This window comes from Streptomyces sp. NPDC005728, from assembly GCF_040630895.1.
Taxonomy (GTDB): Bacteria; Actinomycetota; Actinomycetes; order Streptomycetales; family Streptomycetaceae; genus Streptomyces.
In genome coordinates, this window is record NZ_JBEXYL010000024.1 from 59,714 (window position 1) to 77,941 (window position 18,228).

The 18,228-nt window shown below is 71.9% G+C and carries 17 protein-coding genes; 13 read left to right on the forward strand and 4 right to left on the reverse strand.

Annotated features, from left to right (window positions below; translation table 11 throughout):
- The first annotated feature begins 62 nt into the window (after positions 1-62).
- The gene (locus ABZ471_RS18410) at positions 63-2,063 is read left to right on the forward strand and encodes a hypothetical protein (protein WP_359067719.1); all 2,001 of its coding nucleotides are present in this window, start codon (positions 63-65) and stop codon (positions 2,061-2,063) included.
- Positions 2,060-3,247, forward strand: coding sequence for a type VII secretion-associated serine protease mycosin (gene mycP / locus ABZ471_RS18415; protein WP_359067721.1), 1,188 nt, complete (start codon positions 2,060-2,062; stop codon positions 3,245-3,247). Before ABZ471_RS18410 ends, mycP begins: the two co-directional genes overlap by 4 nt.
- Before the next feature lie 85 nt (positions 3,248-3,332).
- On the opposite strand, the gene ABZ471_RS18420 is transcribed toward mycP, so the two are convergent.
- Entirely contained in the window at positions 3,333-4,295 is a 963-nt protein-coding gene (locus ABZ471_RS18420; RefSeq protein ID WP_359067723.1) for a serine hydrolase, read from the reverse strand.
- A 150-nt stretch (positions 4,296-4,445) separates the two neighbouring features.
- On the opposite strand from ABZ471_RS18420, the gene ABZ471_RS18425 reads away from it, so the two are divergent.
- On the forward strand, positions 4,446-5,225 hold the full coding sequence (locus ABZ471_RS18425) for an SseB family protein (RefSeq protein ID WP_359067725.1): 780 nt from the start codon (positions 4,446-4,448) through the stop codon (positions 5,223-5,225).
- 16 nt (positions 5,226-5,241) lie between these two features.
- Here the strand turns inward: ABZ471_RS18425 and ABZ471_RS18430 are convergent, their stop codons facing one another.
- Complete coding sequence (locus ABZ471_RS18430; protein ID WP_097255676.1) at positions 5,242-5,598, reverse strand: DUF1844 domain-containing protein; 357 nt, start codon at positions 5,596-5,598, stop codon at positions 5,242-5,244.
- Between the two features lie 362 nt (positions 5,599-5,960).
- Between ABZ471_RS18430 and infC the strand changes: the two genes are divergently transcribed.
- The 10 genes from infC to ABZ471_RS18480 all read left to right on the forward strand — a co-directional run bounded on the left by infC (position 5,961) and on the right by ABZ471_RS18480 (position 16,899).
- A complete protein-coding gene (gene infC, locus ABZ471_RS18435; RefSeq protein WP_359067728.1) occupies positions 5,961-6,656 on the forward strand; it encodes a translation initiation factor IF-3 in 696 nt (231 codons plus the stop codon).
- A gap of 111 nt (positions 6,657-6,767) precedes the next feature.
- Positions 6,768-6,962, forward strand: coding sequence for a 50S ribosomal protein L35 (gene rpmI / locus ABZ471_RS18440; RefSeq protein ID WP_003977225.1), 195 nt, complete (start codon positions 6,768-6,770; stop codon positions 6,960-6,962).
- 98 nt (positions 6,963-7,060) lie between these two features.
- Entirely contained in the window at positions 7,061-7,444 is a 384-nt protein-coding gene (rplT, locus tag ABZ471_RS18445) for a 50S ribosomal protein L20 (protein ID WP_018549117.1), read from the forward strand.
- 158 nt (positions 7,445-7,602) lie between these two features.
- A complete protein-coding gene (locus ABZ471_RS18450; RefSeq protein ID WP_359067731.1) occupies positions 7,603-8,463 on the forward strand; it encodes an RNA methyltransferase in 861 nt (286 codons plus the stop codon).
- A 50-nt stretch (positions 8,464-8,513) separates the two neighbouring features.
- On the forward strand, positions 8,514-9,659 hold the full coding sequence (locus tag ABZ471_RS18455) for an ATP-binding protein (protein ID WP_359067733.1): 1,146 nt from the start codon (positions 8,514-8,516) through the stop codon (positions 9,657-9,659).
- A gap of 128 nt (positions 9,660-9,787) precedes the next feature.
- Positions 9,788-10,909 carry a phenylalanine--tRNA ligase subunit alpha gene (pheS, locus tag ABZ471_RS18460; RefSeq protein ID WP_359067736.1) on the forward strand — a complete coding sequence of 374 codons (1,122 nt, stop codon included), beginning with the start codon at positions 9,788-9,790 and terminating at the stop codon, positions 10,907-10,909.
- Positions 10,909-13,422, forward strand: coding sequence for a phenylalanine--tRNA ligase subunit beta (gene pheT, locus ABZ471_RS18465; protein ID WP_359067738.1), 2,514 nt, complete (start codon positions 10,909-10,911; stop codon positions 13,420-13,422). The genes pheS and pheT overlap by 1 nt, the downstream gene beginning before the upstream one ends.
- A 274-nt stretch (positions 13,423-13,696) precedes the next feature.
- The gene (locus tag ABZ471_RS18470) at positions 13,697-14,767 is read left to right on the forward strand and encodes a PP2C family protein-serine/threonine phosphatase (RefSeq protein ID WP_359067740.1); all 1,071 of its coding nucleotides are present in this window, start codon (positions 13,697-13,699) and stop codon (positions 14,765-14,767) included.
- A 189-nt stretch (positions 14,768-14,956) separates the two neighbouring features.
- On the forward strand, positions 14,957-16,297 hold the full coding sequence (locus ABZ471_RS18475; RefSeq protein ID WP_359067742.1) for a transcriptional regulator: 1,341 nt from the start codon (positions 14,957-14,959) through the stop codon (positions 16,295-16,297).
- Between the two features lie 65 nt (positions 16,298-16,362).
- Positions 16,363-16,899, forward strand: coding sequence for an NUDIX hydrolase (locus ABZ471_RS18480; RefSeq protein WP_359067744.1), 537 nt, complete (start codon positions 16,363-16,365; stop codon positions 16,897-16,899).
- On the opposite strand, the gene ABZ471_RS18485 is transcribed toward ABZ471_RS18480, so the two are convergent.
- Both ABZ471_RS18485 and ABZ471_RS18490 read right to left on the reverse strand, forming a co-directional pair.
- Positions 16,896-17,153, reverse strand: coding sequence for a hypothetical protein (locus ABZ471_RS18485; RefSeq protein WP_359067746.1), 258 nt, complete (start codon positions 17,151-17,153; stop codon positions 16,896-16,898). The genes ABZ471_RS18480 and ABZ471_RS18485 overlap by 4 nt on opposite strands.
- A 193-nt stretch (positions 17,154-17,346) precedes the next feature.
- Positions 17,347-18,222, reverse strand: a complete 876-nt coding sequence (locus ABZ471_RS18490) for a 3-hydroxybutyryl-CoA dehydrogenase (protein ID WP_359067748.1) — start codon at positions 18,220-18,222, stop codon at positions 17,347-17,349.
- Positions 18,223-18,228 lie beyond the last annotated feature (6 nt).

An 18,228-nucleotide genomic window follows, 5' to 3' on the forward strand; every position in this document is an offset into this window, starting at 1 on the left:
GCCGAGGAACACGGCGGCCCGCGTACGAGGAGACGGCCCGGGCACGAGGAAACGGGGGGTGCATGAGCACGGAAGCGCGCCGCGCCCCGATCCCTCCACGCCCGACGACACCGCCCCCGGGCCCCACCGCCGAACCGCCGTCACCGGCCACGCCCGCAGGAGCACCGCCGGCCGGACCGTCGGCACCCAGGGGTGCCGGGCGGACTCCCGCCGCCCGGTCGGCGGCGATCCCGGCCGCGCCGCAGGACGCGGACCTCGACGACGAGCCCTCCGTCTTCGCACCCCGCGCCGCGCGCAACACGACCACGCAGACGCCGCCCGAGCGCGCGCGGGAAGCGTCGGGCGCAGGACCGTCCCGCTTCGCCGCCTTCCAGCCCTCCGCCGTACCCGAGGCCGCCGACCCGGTGAGCCCACCGCCGCCCCCCGCCTCGGCCCGCTTCCCCGACACCCCGCCGAGCGCGGACCGCTTTGCCGATGCCTTGCCGAGCGCGAGCCGTTTCCCCGGCACCCCGCCGAGTGCGGCTCGCCTCCCTGACGCCTCGCCGAGTGCGGGCCGTTTCGCTGATGCCGCGCCGACTGCAGCCCGTTTCCCCGGCACCCCGCCGAGCGCGGGCCGCGAGGTGCGCGCCGAAGGCGCTGACACCGCCGCGCCGCCGCGCCCGGTCCACCGTCCGGGAGTGCCCGCGGAGTCGCTGACGGAGACGACGGCCCGGCTCCGTCCGATCGGGTCGGCGCCCGAGCCGCAGCGCCCGGGTCCCGCGTCCATGCCCGCGCCCGGCCGCCCGGGGGAGTCCGCTCCCGGACCTGCGGATTCCTCGCCTGCGCCCGTTCGCGAGGGCTCCTCGCCGACGCCGTACGCGGGCTCGGAGCCCCGCCGCCCGGGAGCGCCCGCGGAGTCCCTGACGGAGACGACGGCCCGGCTCCGTCCGATCAGGTCGGCGCCCGAGCCGCAGCGCCCGGGTCCCGCGTCCACGGCCGCCGCCGGGCCTCCAGGGGAGTCCGCTCCCGGATATCCGGGTTCCTCGCCCGCGCCCGCCCGCGAGGGTTCCTCGGCGCTGCCCGCCTCCGGCGGCCCGTCCCCTGCGTCCTCGCGTCCGTCGGCTTCCTCACCGCTGCCATCGCCCAGGCCCCCCGCGCGTGATCGCCGGACCGCCTGGAGCCCGAGCGACCCCGCCCACCCCGTGAGCCCTCCGCCGGCCTCCCCGGACCCGACGCTCTCCTGGAGCGCCGGTGCGGCCGCGCGGCCCGTCGTGTCGTTCGGGGAGCCCGAAGGGTACGACGAGCGGATGCGGGCGCGGCCGCTGGGGTTGCGGGTGGCCCCCCGGACCGCCGCGGCCGCCGCCTGCCTGGTCCTGGGACTCGGCCTCATCGGCGGTGCCGTGACCGGATCCTGGCTCACCGGGGACGACGGTGACGGCCCGGCCGGGCACGGGTTCAGCGCGGCCGGCACGCTCTGGCACAGCGTGCCCGTCGACCAGCTGTTCCCGTCCACCCTCCAGGGCACCGGAGCCGGACCCGGCGGTGCCGACCGCACCTGGACGCGGATCGCCGTCGCCCCGGACAGCGGCTGCGCCGACGCCCTCGACCCGCTGCTGCACAAGGTCCTCGCCCCCGTCGGCTGCCAGCGGCTCCTGCGTGCCACCTACACCGACGCCACCCAGAGCTACGTCACCACCGTCGGACTGCTGTTCACCAAGGCCGACTCCGCCGCCACGTCCTCGCTCGCCGCCCGTTTCCGCGACGAGCACCTGGACCGCCGCAGCGACCTGATGCCCCGGCCGTACGCGGCCAAGGGCACCGCCGCGGCCGGCTTCGGCGTCGGACAGCGCGCCACCTGGACCATCGCCGTCCTCACCGACGCCCCCGTCGTCGCCTACGCCGTCTCCGGCTGGGCCGACGGCCGCACCGTCGACTCGCCCCAGCCCGCCGCGGACGCCATCCGCTCCGGCGCCACCACGGCACAGGCCCAGGCCGGCCTCGGCAACGAGGCCCAGGGCCTGACCGACCGCATCGAACGGCGGCTGCGTCAGACCGTCAGCTCGGCCACGGAGAGACCCACATGAGGCGATCGATGCGCGGCACCCGCCGCGTGCGCGCGGTCGGACCGGCGCTGAGCCTCCTGCTCACCGGCTCCCTCGTCCTGGTGCCGGTCGGCGGCGCCCACGCCGACAGCATCCGGGGCCAGCAGTGGGGCCTGTCCGCCCTCCACCTCGACGAGGCCTGGCGCACCACCAAGGGCCAGGGTGTCACCGTCGCCGTCCTCGACACCGGAGTCGAGGCCGACCACCCGGACCTGACCGGAAACGTGCTGCCCGCCAAGGACCTGATCGGCTTCGGCGCCGAGCCGGGCGACCGCACCTGGGCCCGGCACGGCACCGCCATGGCCGGCATCATCGCCGGGCACGGCCACGGACCCGGCGACAGCGACGGCGCCATGGGCGTCGCGCCCGAGGCGAAGATCCTGCCCGTCCGGGTCATCCTCGAGGACGGCGACTCCGCCCGCACCAAGGCCCGTACCACCCGGGGCAACGCCCTCGCCGACGGCATCCGCTGGGCCGCCGACCACGGCGCCGACGTCATCAACCTCTCCCTCGGCGACGACTCCGACTCCGCGCACCCGGAGCCCGGCGAGGACGAGGCCGTCCAGTACGCCCTGAAGAAGGGCGTGGTCGTCGTGGCCTCCGCGGGCAACGGTGGCGACAAGGGCGACCACGTCTCCTACCCGGCCGCCTACCCGGGCGTCATCGCTGTCACCGCCGTGGACAAGTACGGCACCCGTGCCTCCTTCTCCACGCGCCGCTGGTACGCCGCGATCAGCGCACCCGGCGTGGGCGTCGTGATCGCCGACCCCGACCACAAGTACTACGAGGGCTGGGGCACCTCGGCCGCCTCCGCGTTCGTCTCCGGCGCCGCGGCCCTGATCAAGGCGGCATACCCCACGCTGACCCCGGCCCAGATCAAGAAGCTCCTGGAGGACACGGCCAGGGACACCCCGGTGGGCGGCCGCGACGACTCCCGGGGCTTCGGCATGATCGACCCGGCGGCGGCCCTCAAGGCCGCGGCCCGCCTCAAGCCGAAGGCCCTGCGCCCGGCGTCGTACGACGACACGTACTTCGGCCCCGGCCCGGACACCCCCAAGGCCAACGGCACCACCTCCGACTGGGCGGGCCCCCTGGCAGCCAGCACCGGCGGAGTGCTGCTGGTAGCCGGGCTGGTGCTGTGGAGAAGCCGAAGGACGACCCGCTAGGGGCGCGGGGCTTTGTCGATGTGCGGCTCCGCCGCGTGGGCGCGACCAGCCACACACGTCCCGCTCCCGCCCATGTCCCGCACCCCTACGACGCAGCGGCGAACCCACTCACCGCGGCCTTCGCAGCCGCCTCCACCAGCGAAATCCCCTTCGCCTGACTGACGGTGCCCTCGGACAGGACAGCCACCAGGTAGTCGCTCCCGTCCACCGTCACCCGTCCGATGCTGTTCACATCCCACAGCCCGGTCGTACTACGCGCCAGCCACCCGTTCTTCAACGCCCACGAGGAACCGACGGCCGCCGCCGACACCCCCCACTGCTGGTCGGCCTCGACACCCTTCATCAGCCCCTGGACGTACGTCCGCGAAGCCGTACTCAGCACCGAGTCCTCCCCGAACACCTGCTGAAGCAAAGCGAGTTGATCCGCAGCCGTGGTCTGCGTCAGCCCCCACAGCTCACCGTCACCACCCGAGGTCGCCGCAAGGCCGAAGCGCCTGTTCGCCGTGTCCAGCCCCGACGCCCGCCCGATCGCATGCCACAGCGCCGTGGCGGAGGCGTTGTCGCTGTTCTCGATCATCTTCGTGGCGTACGCCTTCTCCGCCGCCGTCAGCCGCCGCCCCGCGTCCTGGGCCTGGAGCAGCAGCGCGGCCAGGATGTCGACCTTGACGATGCTCGCCGTGTCGAAGGCGGCCTCGCCGTACGTCGCGCTCTCGCCGGAGTCCAGTTCGAGCACCGCCGCCGACACCCGCGCGCCCGACGGCACGCTCACCGACGCCATGGCCTTGGACAGCAGCGCCTTGCGGTCCACCGCCGCCGGCTCCGTCGCGGGTTCCACCGATGCCTCCTCGCCCGCCGCGGCCGAGGAGGAGACCGACGGCGACGCCGCCGACGATACGGCTGCGGAGCCGTCGTGCGCCCGCGCCTTCACATAGACCGTGCCGCCCGCCGTGACCCCGACGACGGCGACGACGGCGAGGACGGAGAAGAGAAGCGGGCGGCGCCGGGACCTGCGGGCGCGGCGGCGACGGCCGGCTCTGGAGGACTCCATGCCCGCGATGCTCGGGGCGGGGACTGTGCGCTCCGTCAGGCGGACGTGAGATCTGGGTCAGGGAATGCTGAGAATCCTGTGAGTCCGGTGACGACCCGGTTTCCGGCCCCGCACAAGCCCAGCAGCTTCCCCCCTATAGGGTCGGTGACCGTGGCGAACAAGAACATTCCCGACTCCGGCTTCTCCGACGACGACGGCTCCGCCGACCCCCGGCTGAGCGCCGCGCTCGCCGCCTGGGCCGAGGACCGCTCGGCTGTCGGCCCCGTCCTGGAGGCGCTGAAGGGCGCCCGGCTGCTGGTGCCCGTGGTGGCCGTGCTCGGCGAGGTCGAGGAGGACCGTCAAGGGGGCCGCGAAGCGTCGTACAAGGGCGGTGGTGGGAGACGGGCGGGCGGATTGCGCCGCGAGAAGACGAGCGACATGGCCGTACCCACGCTGAAGGCCAACCACCGCACCGCCCTGCCGGCCTTCACCTCCACCGATTCCCTGGCCCGCTGGGACCCGGCGGCCCGCCCCGTCGCCGTACCCGTGCACCAGGCGCTGGAGGCCGCCGCGCACGAGAAGGCGGACACGGTCGTCCTGGACCTGGCCGGCCCGGTGCCCTTCGAGCTGACCGGCTCCGCGCTGCTCGCCCTCGCCGAGGGCCGTACGAGCGCCGACCCGCTGGCCGACCCGGCCGTCGTCCGGGCCGTCCGCGCCGCCGTGGCCGCCGAGCCCGCCGTGCTGCGTGCCCACCTCGGCCCCGGACAGGCCGACGGCACCCTCGCCCTCGTCCTCGACCCGGCCGTCCCGCCCGCCGAGGCCGCCCGCGCGGTCGCCGAGCGGCTGGCCGCCGACGACACACTGAGGGCCCGCCTGGTGCGCGGCCTCGACCTGGCACTGCTGCCGGCCGGGACCACGCCTCCGGGCGAGCCCTTTTACGTACGGGGATGATCCGGTCGCGGACGGTCTAGCCGTAGATCGGACCGGTGTACTTCTCGCCCGGTCCCTGGCCCGGCTCGTCCGGGACGATCGAGGCCTCGCGGAACGCCAGCTGCAGCGACTTCAGGCCGTCGCGGAGCGGGGCCGCGTGGAAGGAGCTGATCTCGGTCGCGCTCGCGTCCAGCAGACCGGCGAGGGCGGTCACCAGCTTGCGGGCCTCGTCCAGGTCCTTGTACTTGTCGCCCTCCTCGCTCAGCCCGAGCTTCACGGCGGCGGCGCTCATCAGGTTGACGGCGACCGTCACGATCACCTCGACGGCGGGGACCTCGGCGATGTCCCGGGTCATCGCGTCGAAGTCGGTGTTCTCAGGAGGGGTCTCACTCATGCCCCACACGATAGGCGAGGCGGGGCCGGGGCTTGCGGCAGCCCCGTCCGGCCTCAATTCGCCCTGTCTCTGCTTTGCTGCTAACCTTGTGTAACGACCGGCTGGACATGACTGTGCCCAGCCCACAAGTGGAGGCTCCGATCTCCCACCTGACTGTCCTCCGGGACGGCGGGTCACCCGGTCAGGCGGCCACCATCGTTCCGTACGGACGATGGAGTCGCCCGAATTGCGCCCCGCGGTCATCGCGGCGGTGCTCCGGTAGCTATGGGAGCCCCGCCTGTGATCGTCCGGGGCATTTTTTGTGCTTCGGCGCGGTTAGGTCCACAGAACACAGACGTTACGCGGCTGTCCGCCAGACCGCCGTGTGGTGCTACCGAGGAGGATCCATCAGCGCCGAGCCCCGCATCAACGACCGGATTCGCGTTCCCGAGGTGCGACTTGTCGGTCCCAGTGGCGAGCAGGTGGGCATTGTCCCCCTGGCCAAGGCACTGGAGCTTGCGCAGGAGTACGACCTGGACCTGGTCGAGGTCGCGGCGAACGCCCGTCCGCCCGTGTGCAAGCTCATGGACTACGGGAAGTTCAAGTACGAGTCGGCCATGAAGGCCCGTGAGGCGCGCAAGAACCAGGCGCACACGGTCATCAAGGAGATGAAGCTCCGGCCGAAGATCGACCCGCACGACTATGACACCAAGAAGGGTCACGTCGTCCGGTTCCTCAAGCAGGGCGACAAGGTCAAGATCACGATCATGTTCCGTGGTCGCGAGCAGTCCCGGCCCGAGCTGGGCTACAGGCTGCTGCAGCGTCTCGCGGAGGACGTCCAGGACCTCGGTTTCGTCGAGTCGAACCCGAAGCAGGACGGCCGCAACATGATCATGGTCCTCGGTCCGCACAAGAAGAAGACCGAGGCGATGGCCGAGGCGCGTCAGGCGCAGGAGGCCCGCAAGGCCGAGGCGAAGGCGAACCCCGGTCGTTCGCAGAACGCCGCGGACGCTCAGCTTGACGAGGTCCCGGACGTTCAGTCCGAAGAGGCTCCGGCCGAGGCTTCCGCCGAGGCGTGATCCCGAGGGACGCGAGTCCCTGAGGATGTAACCGATACAAGAGCGACGCTCCACCGTGCCCGGTTTCGCGACCGGGCACCGGAGCGCCACCGACGAGGAGAGAACGGCGCTATGCCGAAGAACAAGTCGCACAGCGGTGCCAGCAAGCGCTTCAAGATCACCGGCTCCGGCAAGGTGCTCCGTGAGCGCGCCGGCAAGCGCCACCTGCTCGAGCACAAGTCGTCCCGCGTGACGCGTCGCCTCACCGGCAACGCCGAGATGGCCCCGGGCGACGCCGCGAAGATCAAGAAGCTTCTCGGCAAGTGACGTCGCGGCGCCGCTTGAGCGCCGTACGTCTGGACCGGGACCCAATCGTTTCCGGGTCGTGTGAGTACCCCCACGACCCCGCTACAAGGAGTTAACAAGTGGCACGCGTCAAGCGGGCAGTCAACGCCCACAAGAAGCGCCGGGCGATCCTCGAGGCGGCCTCCGGCTACCGCGGTCAGCGTTCGCGCCTGTACCGCAAGGCCAAGGAGCAGGTCACCCACTCGCTGGTCTACAACTACAACGACCGCAAGAAGCGCAAGGGCGACTTCCGTCAGCTGTGGATCCAGCGCATCAACGCCGCTGCCCGCGCCAACGGCATCACGTACAACCGCTTCATCCAGGGTCTGAAGGCCGCGAACGTCGAGGTCGACCGCAAGATCCTGGCCGAGCTGGCCGTCAACGACGCCGGCGCGTTCGCCGCGCTCGTCGAGGTCGCGCAGAAGGCGCTGCCGGCGGACGTCAACGCGCCCAAGGCTGCGTGACGCCGCGCCGGCCCTAGGCCGATGTGATTCCGCGGACCCGTGGGCTTCTGCCTGCGGGTCCGTTGCCTTGTGTGGTGCGGCTCGGTTCGGCACCGCCGACGTCCGCCGTCGTGGTCGATCTCCGTCGCGACGGACACAAGTGTGCAAAGGTGAAGAGGATGCCCCCCGTCGCTCCCGAACTCATTTCTCCCCGGTCCGCCCGTGTGAGTGCCGCGCGGCGGCTGGCGAAGCGGAACTTTCGGGGTAAGGACCGGCTGTTCCTCGCCGAGGGGCCGCAGGCCGTGCGGGAGGCTGCCGGGCACCGGGCCGGCGGGCACGCGACCCTCGTCGAGCTGTTCGCCACCGTGGAGGCCGCGGAGCGGTACGCCGACATCATCGGGGAGGCCCGCAGTGCCGGCGCCCGGGTCCACCTCGCCTCCGAAGAGGTCATCGCCGACATCTCCACCACCGTCACCCCGCAGGGTCTGGTCGGTGTCTGCCGGTTCCTGGACACCCCCTTCGAGGACGTCCTCGCCGCCCGGCCGAAGCTCGTCGCCGTGCTCGCCCACGTCCGTGACCCGGGCAACGCCGGGACCGTGCTGCGCTGCGCCGACGCCGCCGGCGCCGAGGCCGTCGTCCTCACCGACGCCTCCGTCGACCTGTACAACCCCAAGGCCGTGCGCGCCTCCGTCGGCTCCCTGTTCCATCTCCCGGTCGCCGTCGGCGTGCCCGTGGAGCGGGCCGTGGCGGAGCTGCAGGACGCCGGTGTGCGGATCCTCGCCGCCGACGGGGCCGGTGACCGCGACCTGGACGAGGAACTGGACAAGGGCACGATGGGCGGGCCGACGGCCTGGGTGTTCGGCAACGAGGCCTGGGGGCTCCCGGAGGAGACCCGCGCCCTCGCCGACGCCGTCGTACGCGTCCCCATCCACGGGAAGGCCGAGAGCCTGAACCTCGCCACGGCCGCCGCCGTATGCCTCTACGCCTCGGCTCGTGCACAGCGCGCCTCCGGAGGGTGCCGCTCCGTCACCGAGAGCTAGTAGGGTGACCAGCTCGGGGCCCTGCGCCGTCTGAGAGGTGGGGTACGGGGATGAGTGTCGTCGGCACGAGCACTGCGCCGGACGGGCGGGACGTACACCGCACACCCGCGCCCCGGCACGGCGACTGCGTCGAGACCGGCCTCGGCATCGATCCCGACCAGCTGCCCGACGGCCTCGTGGTCGCCGACGACGAGGGTCGCGTCATCTGCTTCAACGCCGCCGCCGAACGCGTCACGGCGATCCGCGCCGCCGACGCCCTCGGGCAGCACCTGGAGAAGGCCCTGCCCTTAGAGGACCTGGAGGGCGGACGGTGGTGGCAGCTCACCGACCCCTACGGCGGCCTCGCCATCCGGGTACGGCAGCCCGAGCGCAACCTGCTGCTGCCCGGCGGGCGGGAGGTCCTGGTCTCCGCCCGGTACATCCGGGCGGAACCCCTCGGGCCCGTCCGTCGCGTCGTCGTCTCCCTGCGCGACACCGAGGCCCGCCGCCGCACCGAGCGCAGCCACGCCGAGCTGATCGCCACCGTCGCCCACGAGCTGCGCTCGCCCCTGACGTCGGTGAAGGGCTTCACGGCCACGCTCCTCGCCAAGTGGGAACGCTTCACCGACGACCAGAAGCGGCTGATGCTGGAGACCGTCGACGCCGACGCCGACCGCGTCACCCGGCTCATCGCCGAGCTGCTGGACATCTCGCGGATCGACAGCGGGCGCCTGGAGGTGCGCCGCCAGCCCGTCGACATCGGCGCGGCCGTCGGCCGGCACATCCAGGCCTACGTCGCCGCCGGACAGCCCGCCGACCGCTTCCTGCTGCGCATCGAGCAGCCGCTGCCCGCCCTGTGGGCCGACCCCGACAAGGTCGACCAGGTGCTGAGCAACCTGCTGGAAAATGCGGTGCGGCACGGCGAGGGAACCGTCACCATTGACGTCACGCCCTCGGCATCCCCGCGCGAAGGCGAGGAAACCGGCACGTCGGTCACGGTGAGCGACGAGGGGCCCGGCATCCCGGAGGAATCCATGAACCGCGTCTTCACCCGCTTCTGGCGGGGCAGCAAGCGCGGCGGCACGGGCCTCGGGCTGTACATCGTCAAGGGCATCGTCGAGGCCCACGGCGGCACCATCACCGTCGGCCGCGCCTCCAGCGGCGGCGCCGAGTTCCGATTTACGTTGCCCGTGGCGGCCCCGGCGTATCTCGCCTAGCGGCCCACGGGCTCTTCGTATACCTCCGCCCCGTTAGACTCGGCCTTTGGCACCTTTGTGTCCTTCACGCGGCCCTCACGAGTCGGTGACGGGGACCATCCGCCAGCCAATCGGAAGCACGGGAAGAGATGTCGGCACCGAATAAGTCGTACGACCCTGTAGAGGTCGAGGCGTTGAAACCGGAAGAGATCGAGCGCATGCAGGGCGAGGCGCTCGCCGCCTTCGCCGCCGCGAGTTCCCTCGACGCGCTCCACGAGGCCAAGGTCGCCCACACCGGCCCGGCCTCCCCGCTGGCCCTCGCCAACCGCGAGATCGGCGCCCTGCCCCCGCATGCCAAGGCCGAGGCCGGCAAGCGCGTCGGCATGGCCCGCGGCGCCGTGAACAAGGCCCTCGCCGGCCGCCAGACCGAGCTGGAGGCCGAGCGTGACGCCCGCGTGCTCGTCGAGGAGGATGTCGACGTCACGCTGCCCCACGACCGGGTCCCGGCCGGCGCCCGGCACCCGCTGACCACGCTCTCGGAGCGCATCGAGGACGTCTTCGTGGCCATGGGCTACGAGGTCGCCGAGGGCCCCGAGGTCGAGGCCGAGTGGTTCAACTTCGACGCCCTCAACATCGGCCCGGACCACCCGGCCCGCGGCGAGGCCGACACCTTCTTCGTGGAGGGCCGGGGCGGCGGCACCGAGTCCGGTGTCGTCCTGCGCACCCACACCTCGCCCGTCCAGATCCGTTCGCTGCTCAATCGCGAGCTGCCGGTCTACGTGATCTGCCCGGGCCGCGTGTACCGCACCGACGAGCTGGACGCGACCCACACCCCGGTCTTCCACCAGGTCGAGCTGCTCGCCGTGGACGAGGGCCTGACCATGGCCGACCTCAAGGGCACCCTGGACCACATGGTCCAGTCGCTGTTCGGCGAGGGCATGAAGACGCGGCTCCGGCCGAACTTCTTCCCGTTCACCGAGCCGTCCGCCGAGATGGACATGGTGTGCTACGTCTGCCGCGGCGAGTCCGTCGGCAACCCCGACCGGCCCTGCCGCACCTGCTCCAGCGAGGGCTGGATCGAGCTGGGCGGCTGCGGCATGGTCAACCCGAAGGTGCTGGCCGCCTGCGGCGTCGACCCGGGGAAGTACAGCGGCTTCGCCTTCGGGTTCGGCATCGAGCGGATGCTGATGTTCCGCCACAACGTCGAGGACATGCGAGACATGGTCGAGGGTGACGTCCGGTTCACCCGGCCGTTCGGGATGGAGATCTGATGCGGGTCCCGCTTTCTTGGCTGCGGGAGTACGTCGACCTGCCGGCGACCGAAACCGGCCGTGACGTCCAGGCCAAGCTCATTTCGGCGGGCCTCGAGGTCGAGACCGTCGAGCAGCTCGGCGCCGACCTCAAGGGCCCGCTGGCCGTCGGCCAGGTGCTGACCATCGAGGAGCTGGAGGGCTTCAAGAAGCCCATCCGCTTCTGCACCGTCGACGTCGGCCAGGCCAACGGCACCGGTGAGCCCCAGGAGATCGTCTGCGGCGCCCGCAACTTCGCGGTCGGCGACAAGGTCGTCGTGGTCCTTCCGGGTGCCACGCTGCCGGGCGGTTTCTCGATCGCCGCCCGCAAGACCTACGGCAGGACGTCCCACGGCATGATCTGCTCCAGCGACGAGCTGGGCATGGGCGACGACGGCAACCACGGCATCATCGTGCTGCCGCCGGAGACCGAGGTCGGCAAGGACGCCATCGAGCTGCTGGAGCTGGTCGACGAGGTCCTGGACATCGCCGTCACCGCCAACCGCGGCGACTGCCTGTCCATCCGCGGCGTCGCCCGTGAGACCGCCATCGCCTACGGCCTGCCGCTGAGCGACCCGGCCCTGATCGACGTACCGGGCCCGAACGCCTTCGGCTACCCGGTCCAGGTCTCCGACCCGATCGGCTGCGACCGCTTCACGGCCCGCACCGTCACCGGCCTGAGCCCCGAGGCGCGCTCCCCGATCTGGCTCCGGCGCCGGCTGCAGAAGGTCGGCATGCGCCCGATCTCGCTCGCCGTCGACATCACGAACTACGTGATGATGGAGCTGGGCCAGCCGCTGCACGCCTACGACCGCGGGCTGGTCCAGGGCACCATCGGCGTGCGCCGGGCCGGGGAGGGCGAGAAGCTCGTCACCCTGGACGGCGTCGAGCGCAAGCTGCACGCCGAGGACCTCGTCATCACCGACGAGCGCGGCCCGATCGGCCTCGCCGGTGTCATGGGCGGCGCCAACACGGAGATCGCCGACCACGACGACCTGGAGAACTCCACGTCCGACGTGGTCATCGAGGCGGCCCACTTCGACGCCGTCTCGATCGCCCGTACGGCCCGCCGTCACAAGCTGTCGTCGGAGGCGTCGCGCCGCTTCGAGCGGGGCGTCGACCCGCAGGCCGCCGCGGCCGCCGCGCAGCGGACCGTGGACCTGCTCGTGCTGCTCGCGGGCGGTACGGCCGAGGCCGGCGTCACCGAGGTCGTCGCGCCCTCCGCCCCGCACACGATCACCGTCCCGGCGAACCACCCGGACCAGGTCGCGGGCGTGGACTACGGCCGTGAGACCGTCGTCCGCCGGCTCCAGGAGGTCGGCTGCGACGTCTACGGGCAGGACGAGCTGATCGTCACCGTCCCGTCCTGGCGGCCCGACCTGGCCGACTCCAACGACCTGGCCGAAGAGGTCATCCGGCTCGAGGGCTACGAGAACCTGCCCTCCACGCTGCCCAAGCTCCCTTCGGGCCGCGGTCTGACCCACCGGCAGCGGCTGCACCGCCGGGTCGGCCGGGCGCTGGCCGGCGCGGGCTACGTAGAGGCGCCGAACTACCCGTTCATCGGTGAGCAGGTCTTCGACCAGCTCGGCCTGGACTCCGACGACCCGGCCCGCCGTGTCGTGAAGCTGGTCAACCCGCTCAACGACGAGGAGCCCGCGCTCCGTACGACGCTGCTGCCCGGCCTGCTGGGTGCCCTGCGGCGCAACGACGGCCGCGGTTCGCACGACCTGGCGCTCTTCGAGACGGGGCTGGTCTTCCGGCCGCGCGAGGAGCAGCGCGCCGGCCTGCACCTGTCCGTCGACCGGCGTCCCACCGACGAGGAGATCGCCGAGCTGAACGCCGCGCTGCCCGAGCAGCCGCGGCAGGTGGCCGTCGTCCTCGCCGGTTCCCGTGAGCAGGCCGGCTGGTGGGGCGGTGGCCGTCCGGCGGGGTGGGCCGACGCGATCGAGGCGGCGCGCGCTGTCGCGCGGGAAGCCGGTGCGGAGCTGGTGGTGCGCAAGGGGCAGTACGGTCCCTGGCACCCCGGCCGCTGCGCTGAGCTGGTCGTCGTCGCCGACGGGGCGGAGCAGGTCGTGGGCCACGCGGGAGAACTGCACCCGCGTGTCCTCAAGGCCCTGGGCCTGCCCGCGCGCACCTGCGCGATGGAGTTGAACGTGGACGCCCTGGAGGCGGTGGGCGACGGTGCCCCGCAGGCGCCGAGCATCTCCTCCTTCCCGGTCGCCACGCAGGATGTCGCCCTCGTCGTCGACAGGCCGGTCCCGGCCGTGGAGGTCGAGGCGGCGCTGCGTGAGGGTGCGGGTGAGCTGCTGGAGTCCATCCGGCTGTTCGACGTGTACGAGAACGCGGAGCAGCTGGGTGAGGGCAGGAAGTCGCTGGCGTATGCGCTGCGGTTCCGTGCGGGTGATCGCACGTTGACCGTGGATGAGGCTTCTGCCGCTCGGGATGCCGCTGTTGCCCTGGCGGGCGAGCGGACGGGTGCGGTCCTGCGGGGCTGAGCGCCGTAGGAGTTCTGTTGCCGGCCGGCTGCGGGTTCGTCGTGGCCGGTCGCGCCCACGCGGCGGAGCCGCACAGGGAACACAGCCCCGCGCCCCTGGGGAGTTGACCCCGCAGCCAGCTGCATAAATGCGGGTTGGCCTGGGATTTCTCACTCGTTCGGGTGGGAATCGGGAGGGATCTGGCCCTTCCGGGCCATGCCTCTGGACAGAATCGGACCGGCCTTTCGGGGTCGGTCCGTCTGCTCTGTCGGGGCCCACATGGGGGACCAGAGGCATGATCCGCATCAAGGCAAGGGCACCCACCGCGCGGGGAGCCTTGCTGCCCACGGTCTGGGGAGCCGTGGCGATCACGTTCAAGTTCGGCTGCCCGCTCGCCCAACAGGACGGGCTCGGCGCGCGAATCCTCACCAGCGCCGTGTTCTTCGCGGTCGGCACCGGACTGATATTCCACGTCCGCCACGCCCTGCTGCGCGAACTGCGACAGGCCCGCCAGGTCGCCGGCGCCGCCCAGAGCGTCCTGCTGCGGCCCCTGCCGCCCCGCCTCGACGGGCTGAACATGGCGGCCGCCCAGCTGTCCGCCGACCGCGGCGCGGCGATCGGCGGCGACCTGTACGAGGCCGTCGCCACCGAGCACGGTGTCCGCGTGGTCATGGGCGACGTACGCGGTCATGGGCTCGCCGCCCTCGGCACCGTCGCCGCCGTCCTCGGCAGTTTCCGCGAGGCCGCGCACGACGAGGCCGAACTCGCACGCGTACTCCGGCGGTTGGAGCGGGCCCACGCCCGCCACCTGCGCGAGCGCTCCCGCAGCGACCACCCGTCCAGCGGGCAGGACCCGGGCCCGCCGGTCGCCGAGGAGTTCGTCACCGTCCTGCTCCTGGAGATCACCCGGGACGGTGAAGTACGAGCCCTCAACTGCGGTCACCCATGGCCGTACCTGCTCAGGGGCACTCGGGTGGAGCCCTTCACCGGTGGCGACCCACTCCCGCCCCTGGGCACGTTCCCGCTCCCCGCGGAGCTGGTGGCGCAGCCGTGCGGGCAGTTGCTTCCCGGAGACTCTCTGGTGCTGTTCACCGACGGAGCGGAGGACGCCAGGGACTGCCACGGCCGCTTCTTCTCTCTCCCCACAGCACTGCGCGAGGCCGTACGCGGTCACCCGGTGACGCCTCAGACGGTCCTCCGTACGGTCTTCACGGCCCTCCTGCACCACACGTCCGGCAGGCCCACGGACGACGTGGCGTTGCTGGTCCTGCGGAACGACCGAAACAGAGCGAGGTCCCACTCCGTGGGAGCGCGGGGAACCGGGCGAACGGCCCCCACGGACCCGCAGCCGACAACGCGTCGCTAGAGGCCAAGCCACCGCTTTCTGAGGGGGAGCCGGTGGCTTGGCCAGTCTCTTGCGAGGACCTCCAGTCAACCGGCAGACCACGCTCCGCAACAGAGTGCACACGGTGCGGATGCGCGCACTCCGTTCACACCCCGTGTGAAAGCGGACGCACTACGCTGACGGCACCAGGCCACCCGGGGGGCACACCCAATGCAGCCCAACACTCTGCTCGACGCGATCCTGGACGAGGCGGGTATCTCGCACGCCGGTCTCGCCGCCCATGTCAACCAGGCGGGCCGGAGACGGGGGCTCACGCTCCGGTACGAACACACGGCCGTGGCACGGTGGCTGAAGGGGCAGCGACCGCGCGGCCAAGTGCCCGATCTGATCTGCGAGGTGCTCGCCGGACGGCTGCACCGGCCGGTCACCCTGGACGACATCGGCCTCGGGGTCCCCGGCGAGCCGAGCACCCCGCACACCGGCTCGCTCTCCGGCTTCGTGGAGCGCGCCACCGCTCTGTGGCGCTCCGACGAACAGCAGCGCCCGCATGTGCTCGGCGCTCCCGCGGTCACCGGCACCCCCGCCGTCATGCCGGTGTGGGAGTGGGAGAACCCGCCCGAGGACGTGGACGTCTCCCGGGGCGGCCGGCACCGGGTCACCGTGGCCGACATCGAGATGCTGCGCGCCGCCCGCAGCCACTACGAGCAGATGTACCGCAAGGCCGGCGGCATCGCGACCCGCACCCGCATCGTCGGCTTCCTCAATGCCGAGGCGGCCCCGCTGCTGCGCGGCAGCTACACCGACGCCACGGGCCGTCAACTGCACCGTGCCACCGGTGGGTTGGTGGCGATCGCGGGCATCTGCGCGTACGACTCCGACGCGCACGGCCTCGCCCAGCGCTACTTCCACCAGGCGCTGAGGCTGGCAAAAGCCAGCGGGGACCGGGGACTCGGGGCCTATGTCATCGCGCTGCTCGTCAACCAGGCGCTGTTCATGAAGGAGTACCGCCAGGCCGTCGCCTTCGCCGAGGCCGCGCTGCGCGCCGCCGGCAAGCACATCACCCCGGCCCTCGCCTCCGACCTGTACGCGATGCAGGCCAAGGCGTACGCCCACCTCGGCGACAGCGGCAGCGCCCTGTCCTGCATCCGGCGCGCCGAGACGGCCGCCGATCGCATCCGGCGCGGGTACGAGCCCGACGAGACCGGTTACGTTCAGCCCGGCCTGGTCAACGTCCAGGTGGCCGAGGCGCTGCTCAGCCTCGGTGAACTCGCCGCCGCCGGGGAGCACGCGGCGGCCGCGGTCGACAACCCCGCCCACGACCGGGGCCGGGTGCACCGGCTCGCCATGCTCAGCACCATCGAACTGCGCCAGGGAAACGCGGACAAGGCGGTGGCCACCGCGGTGCAGATGGCCGAGCAGGCCCGCGGGATGGAGTCCCAGCGGCTGCGCGACAGACTCCGCGCGGTACGCGAGCACCTGGTGCGCTGCGGCTCGGCCGGAACCGCCGAAGCCGCCGAACTCATCGACGGCGCACTGCGCGTACCGCTGTAGACGCCCTGTAGGTACATAGTCCCTGCTGCGATATTGCCACTTACTCGTCGGAAGGTGGCAGAACCGTGCAGTGGACGAAACAGAACGAACAAACTGTGTATGAAAACCGCTGGTTCAGCGTCAACCTCGCAGATGTCGAGCTGCCGGACGGCCGGCATCTCGACCACTTCCTGATCCGGCTGCGGCCGGTCGCCGTCGCCACGGTGGTCAACGAGGCCAACGAAGTCCTGCTCCTGTGGCGCCACCGGTTCATCACCGACAGCTGGGGCTGGGAACTGGCCGCGGGTGTGGTGGAGGACGGCGAGGACATCGCGAGCGCGGCCGCCAGGGAACTGGAGGAGGAGACCGGCTGGCGGCCGGGACCCCTGCACCACCTGATGAGCGTGGAGCCGTCCAACGGCCTCACCGACGCCCGGCACCACATCTACTGGTCCGAGCGGGCCGAGTACGTCGGACATCCCGTGGACGACTTCGAGTCGGACCGCCGTGAATGGGTCCCGCTCAAAGTCGTCCCCGACCTGATCGCCCGAGGGGAGGTCCCGGCCGCCAACATGGCGGCCGCGTTACTCCTGCTGCACCACCTCAGGCTCGCCGATGCCTAGTGGGCCAGCGCCTGCCAGACCGTCACGACCAGCGCTCCCAGGGCGGTGAGCGCGGCGACCGAGGGCAGTGGCCAGCGTGCGTGTTCCAGCGAGCTCATGCGGGTGTGCAGCTCGTCCACTTCCTTGGCGGTCTCCTTGGCGCGGTGGCTGAGCAGGGCGAGTCCTCCCTCGACTCGGGCGTACGCCACGTCGAGGCGGCGCCGTAACTCTGCGAGTTCTCCATGGACCACGGGATGCTCCGGATCGGCGGTCACGAGTCCACTCCTTTCCGTAGTCGAATCTGGTTGTTCCGCATCCCTTGCATGCGCATGAAGAGTGAACTCGCCTGGTGGGCGCGTGGGGAGCGTGTGCGAAGGGCATATGCGTGCCCGGCGCGCACACGGTGTGTGAAACACGTGTGCCCGGCACCGAGATGGGTGCCGGGCACACAGGTGTCGCGGGGAGTAATCAGCCGTAGGTGTAGAAGCCCGAGCCGGACTTCCGGCCGAGCCGGCCCGCCTCGACCATGCGCTGGAGGAGCGGGGGAGCGGCGTACAGCGGCTCCTTGTATTCGGCGTACATCGAGTTGGCGATGGAGACGACGGTGTCCAGCCCGATCAGGTCGGACAGCTTCAGCGGGCCCATCGGGTGGGCGCAGCCCATCTCCATGCCGTTGTCGATGGCCTCGCGGCTCGCGATGCCCGACTCGAACATGCGGATCGCGGACAGCAGGTAGGGCACCAGCAGCGCGTTGACGACGAAGCCCGAGCGGTCCTGGGCGCGGATGGCGTGCTTGCCGAGCACCTTCTCGGCGAACAGCTGCGCACGGCCGAGCGTGCCCTCGGAGGTGGTGAGCGCCGGGATCAGCTCGACCAGTTGCTGCACCGGGGCCGGGTTGAAGAAGTGGATGCCGACGACGTGGTCGGGGCGCGAGGTGGTGACCGCCAGCTTCACCAGCGGGATGGAGGAGGTGTTGGAGGCCAGGATCGCATCCGGCCGGGTCACCACCTGGTCGAGCACCTGGAAGATCTCCGTCTTCACCTGCTCGTTCTCCACGACGGCCTCGATCACGAGATCGCGGTCGGCGAACTCCCCCAGGTCGGTGGTGAAGCTCAGCCGCGCCAGCGTGGCGTCCCGCTCCTCCTCGCTGATCTTGCCGCGCTCGGCGGCCTTGGTCAGGGAGTTGAACAGCCGGGTACGGCCGATCTCCAGGGCCTCGCCGGTGGTCTCGGCGACCCTCACGTCCAGTCCCGCGCGGGCGCACACCTCGGCGATGCCCGCGCCCATCTGGCCGCAGCCCACGACTCCGACGCGCGCAATGTCTCCCCCTGGGATGCCCGTCACATCGTC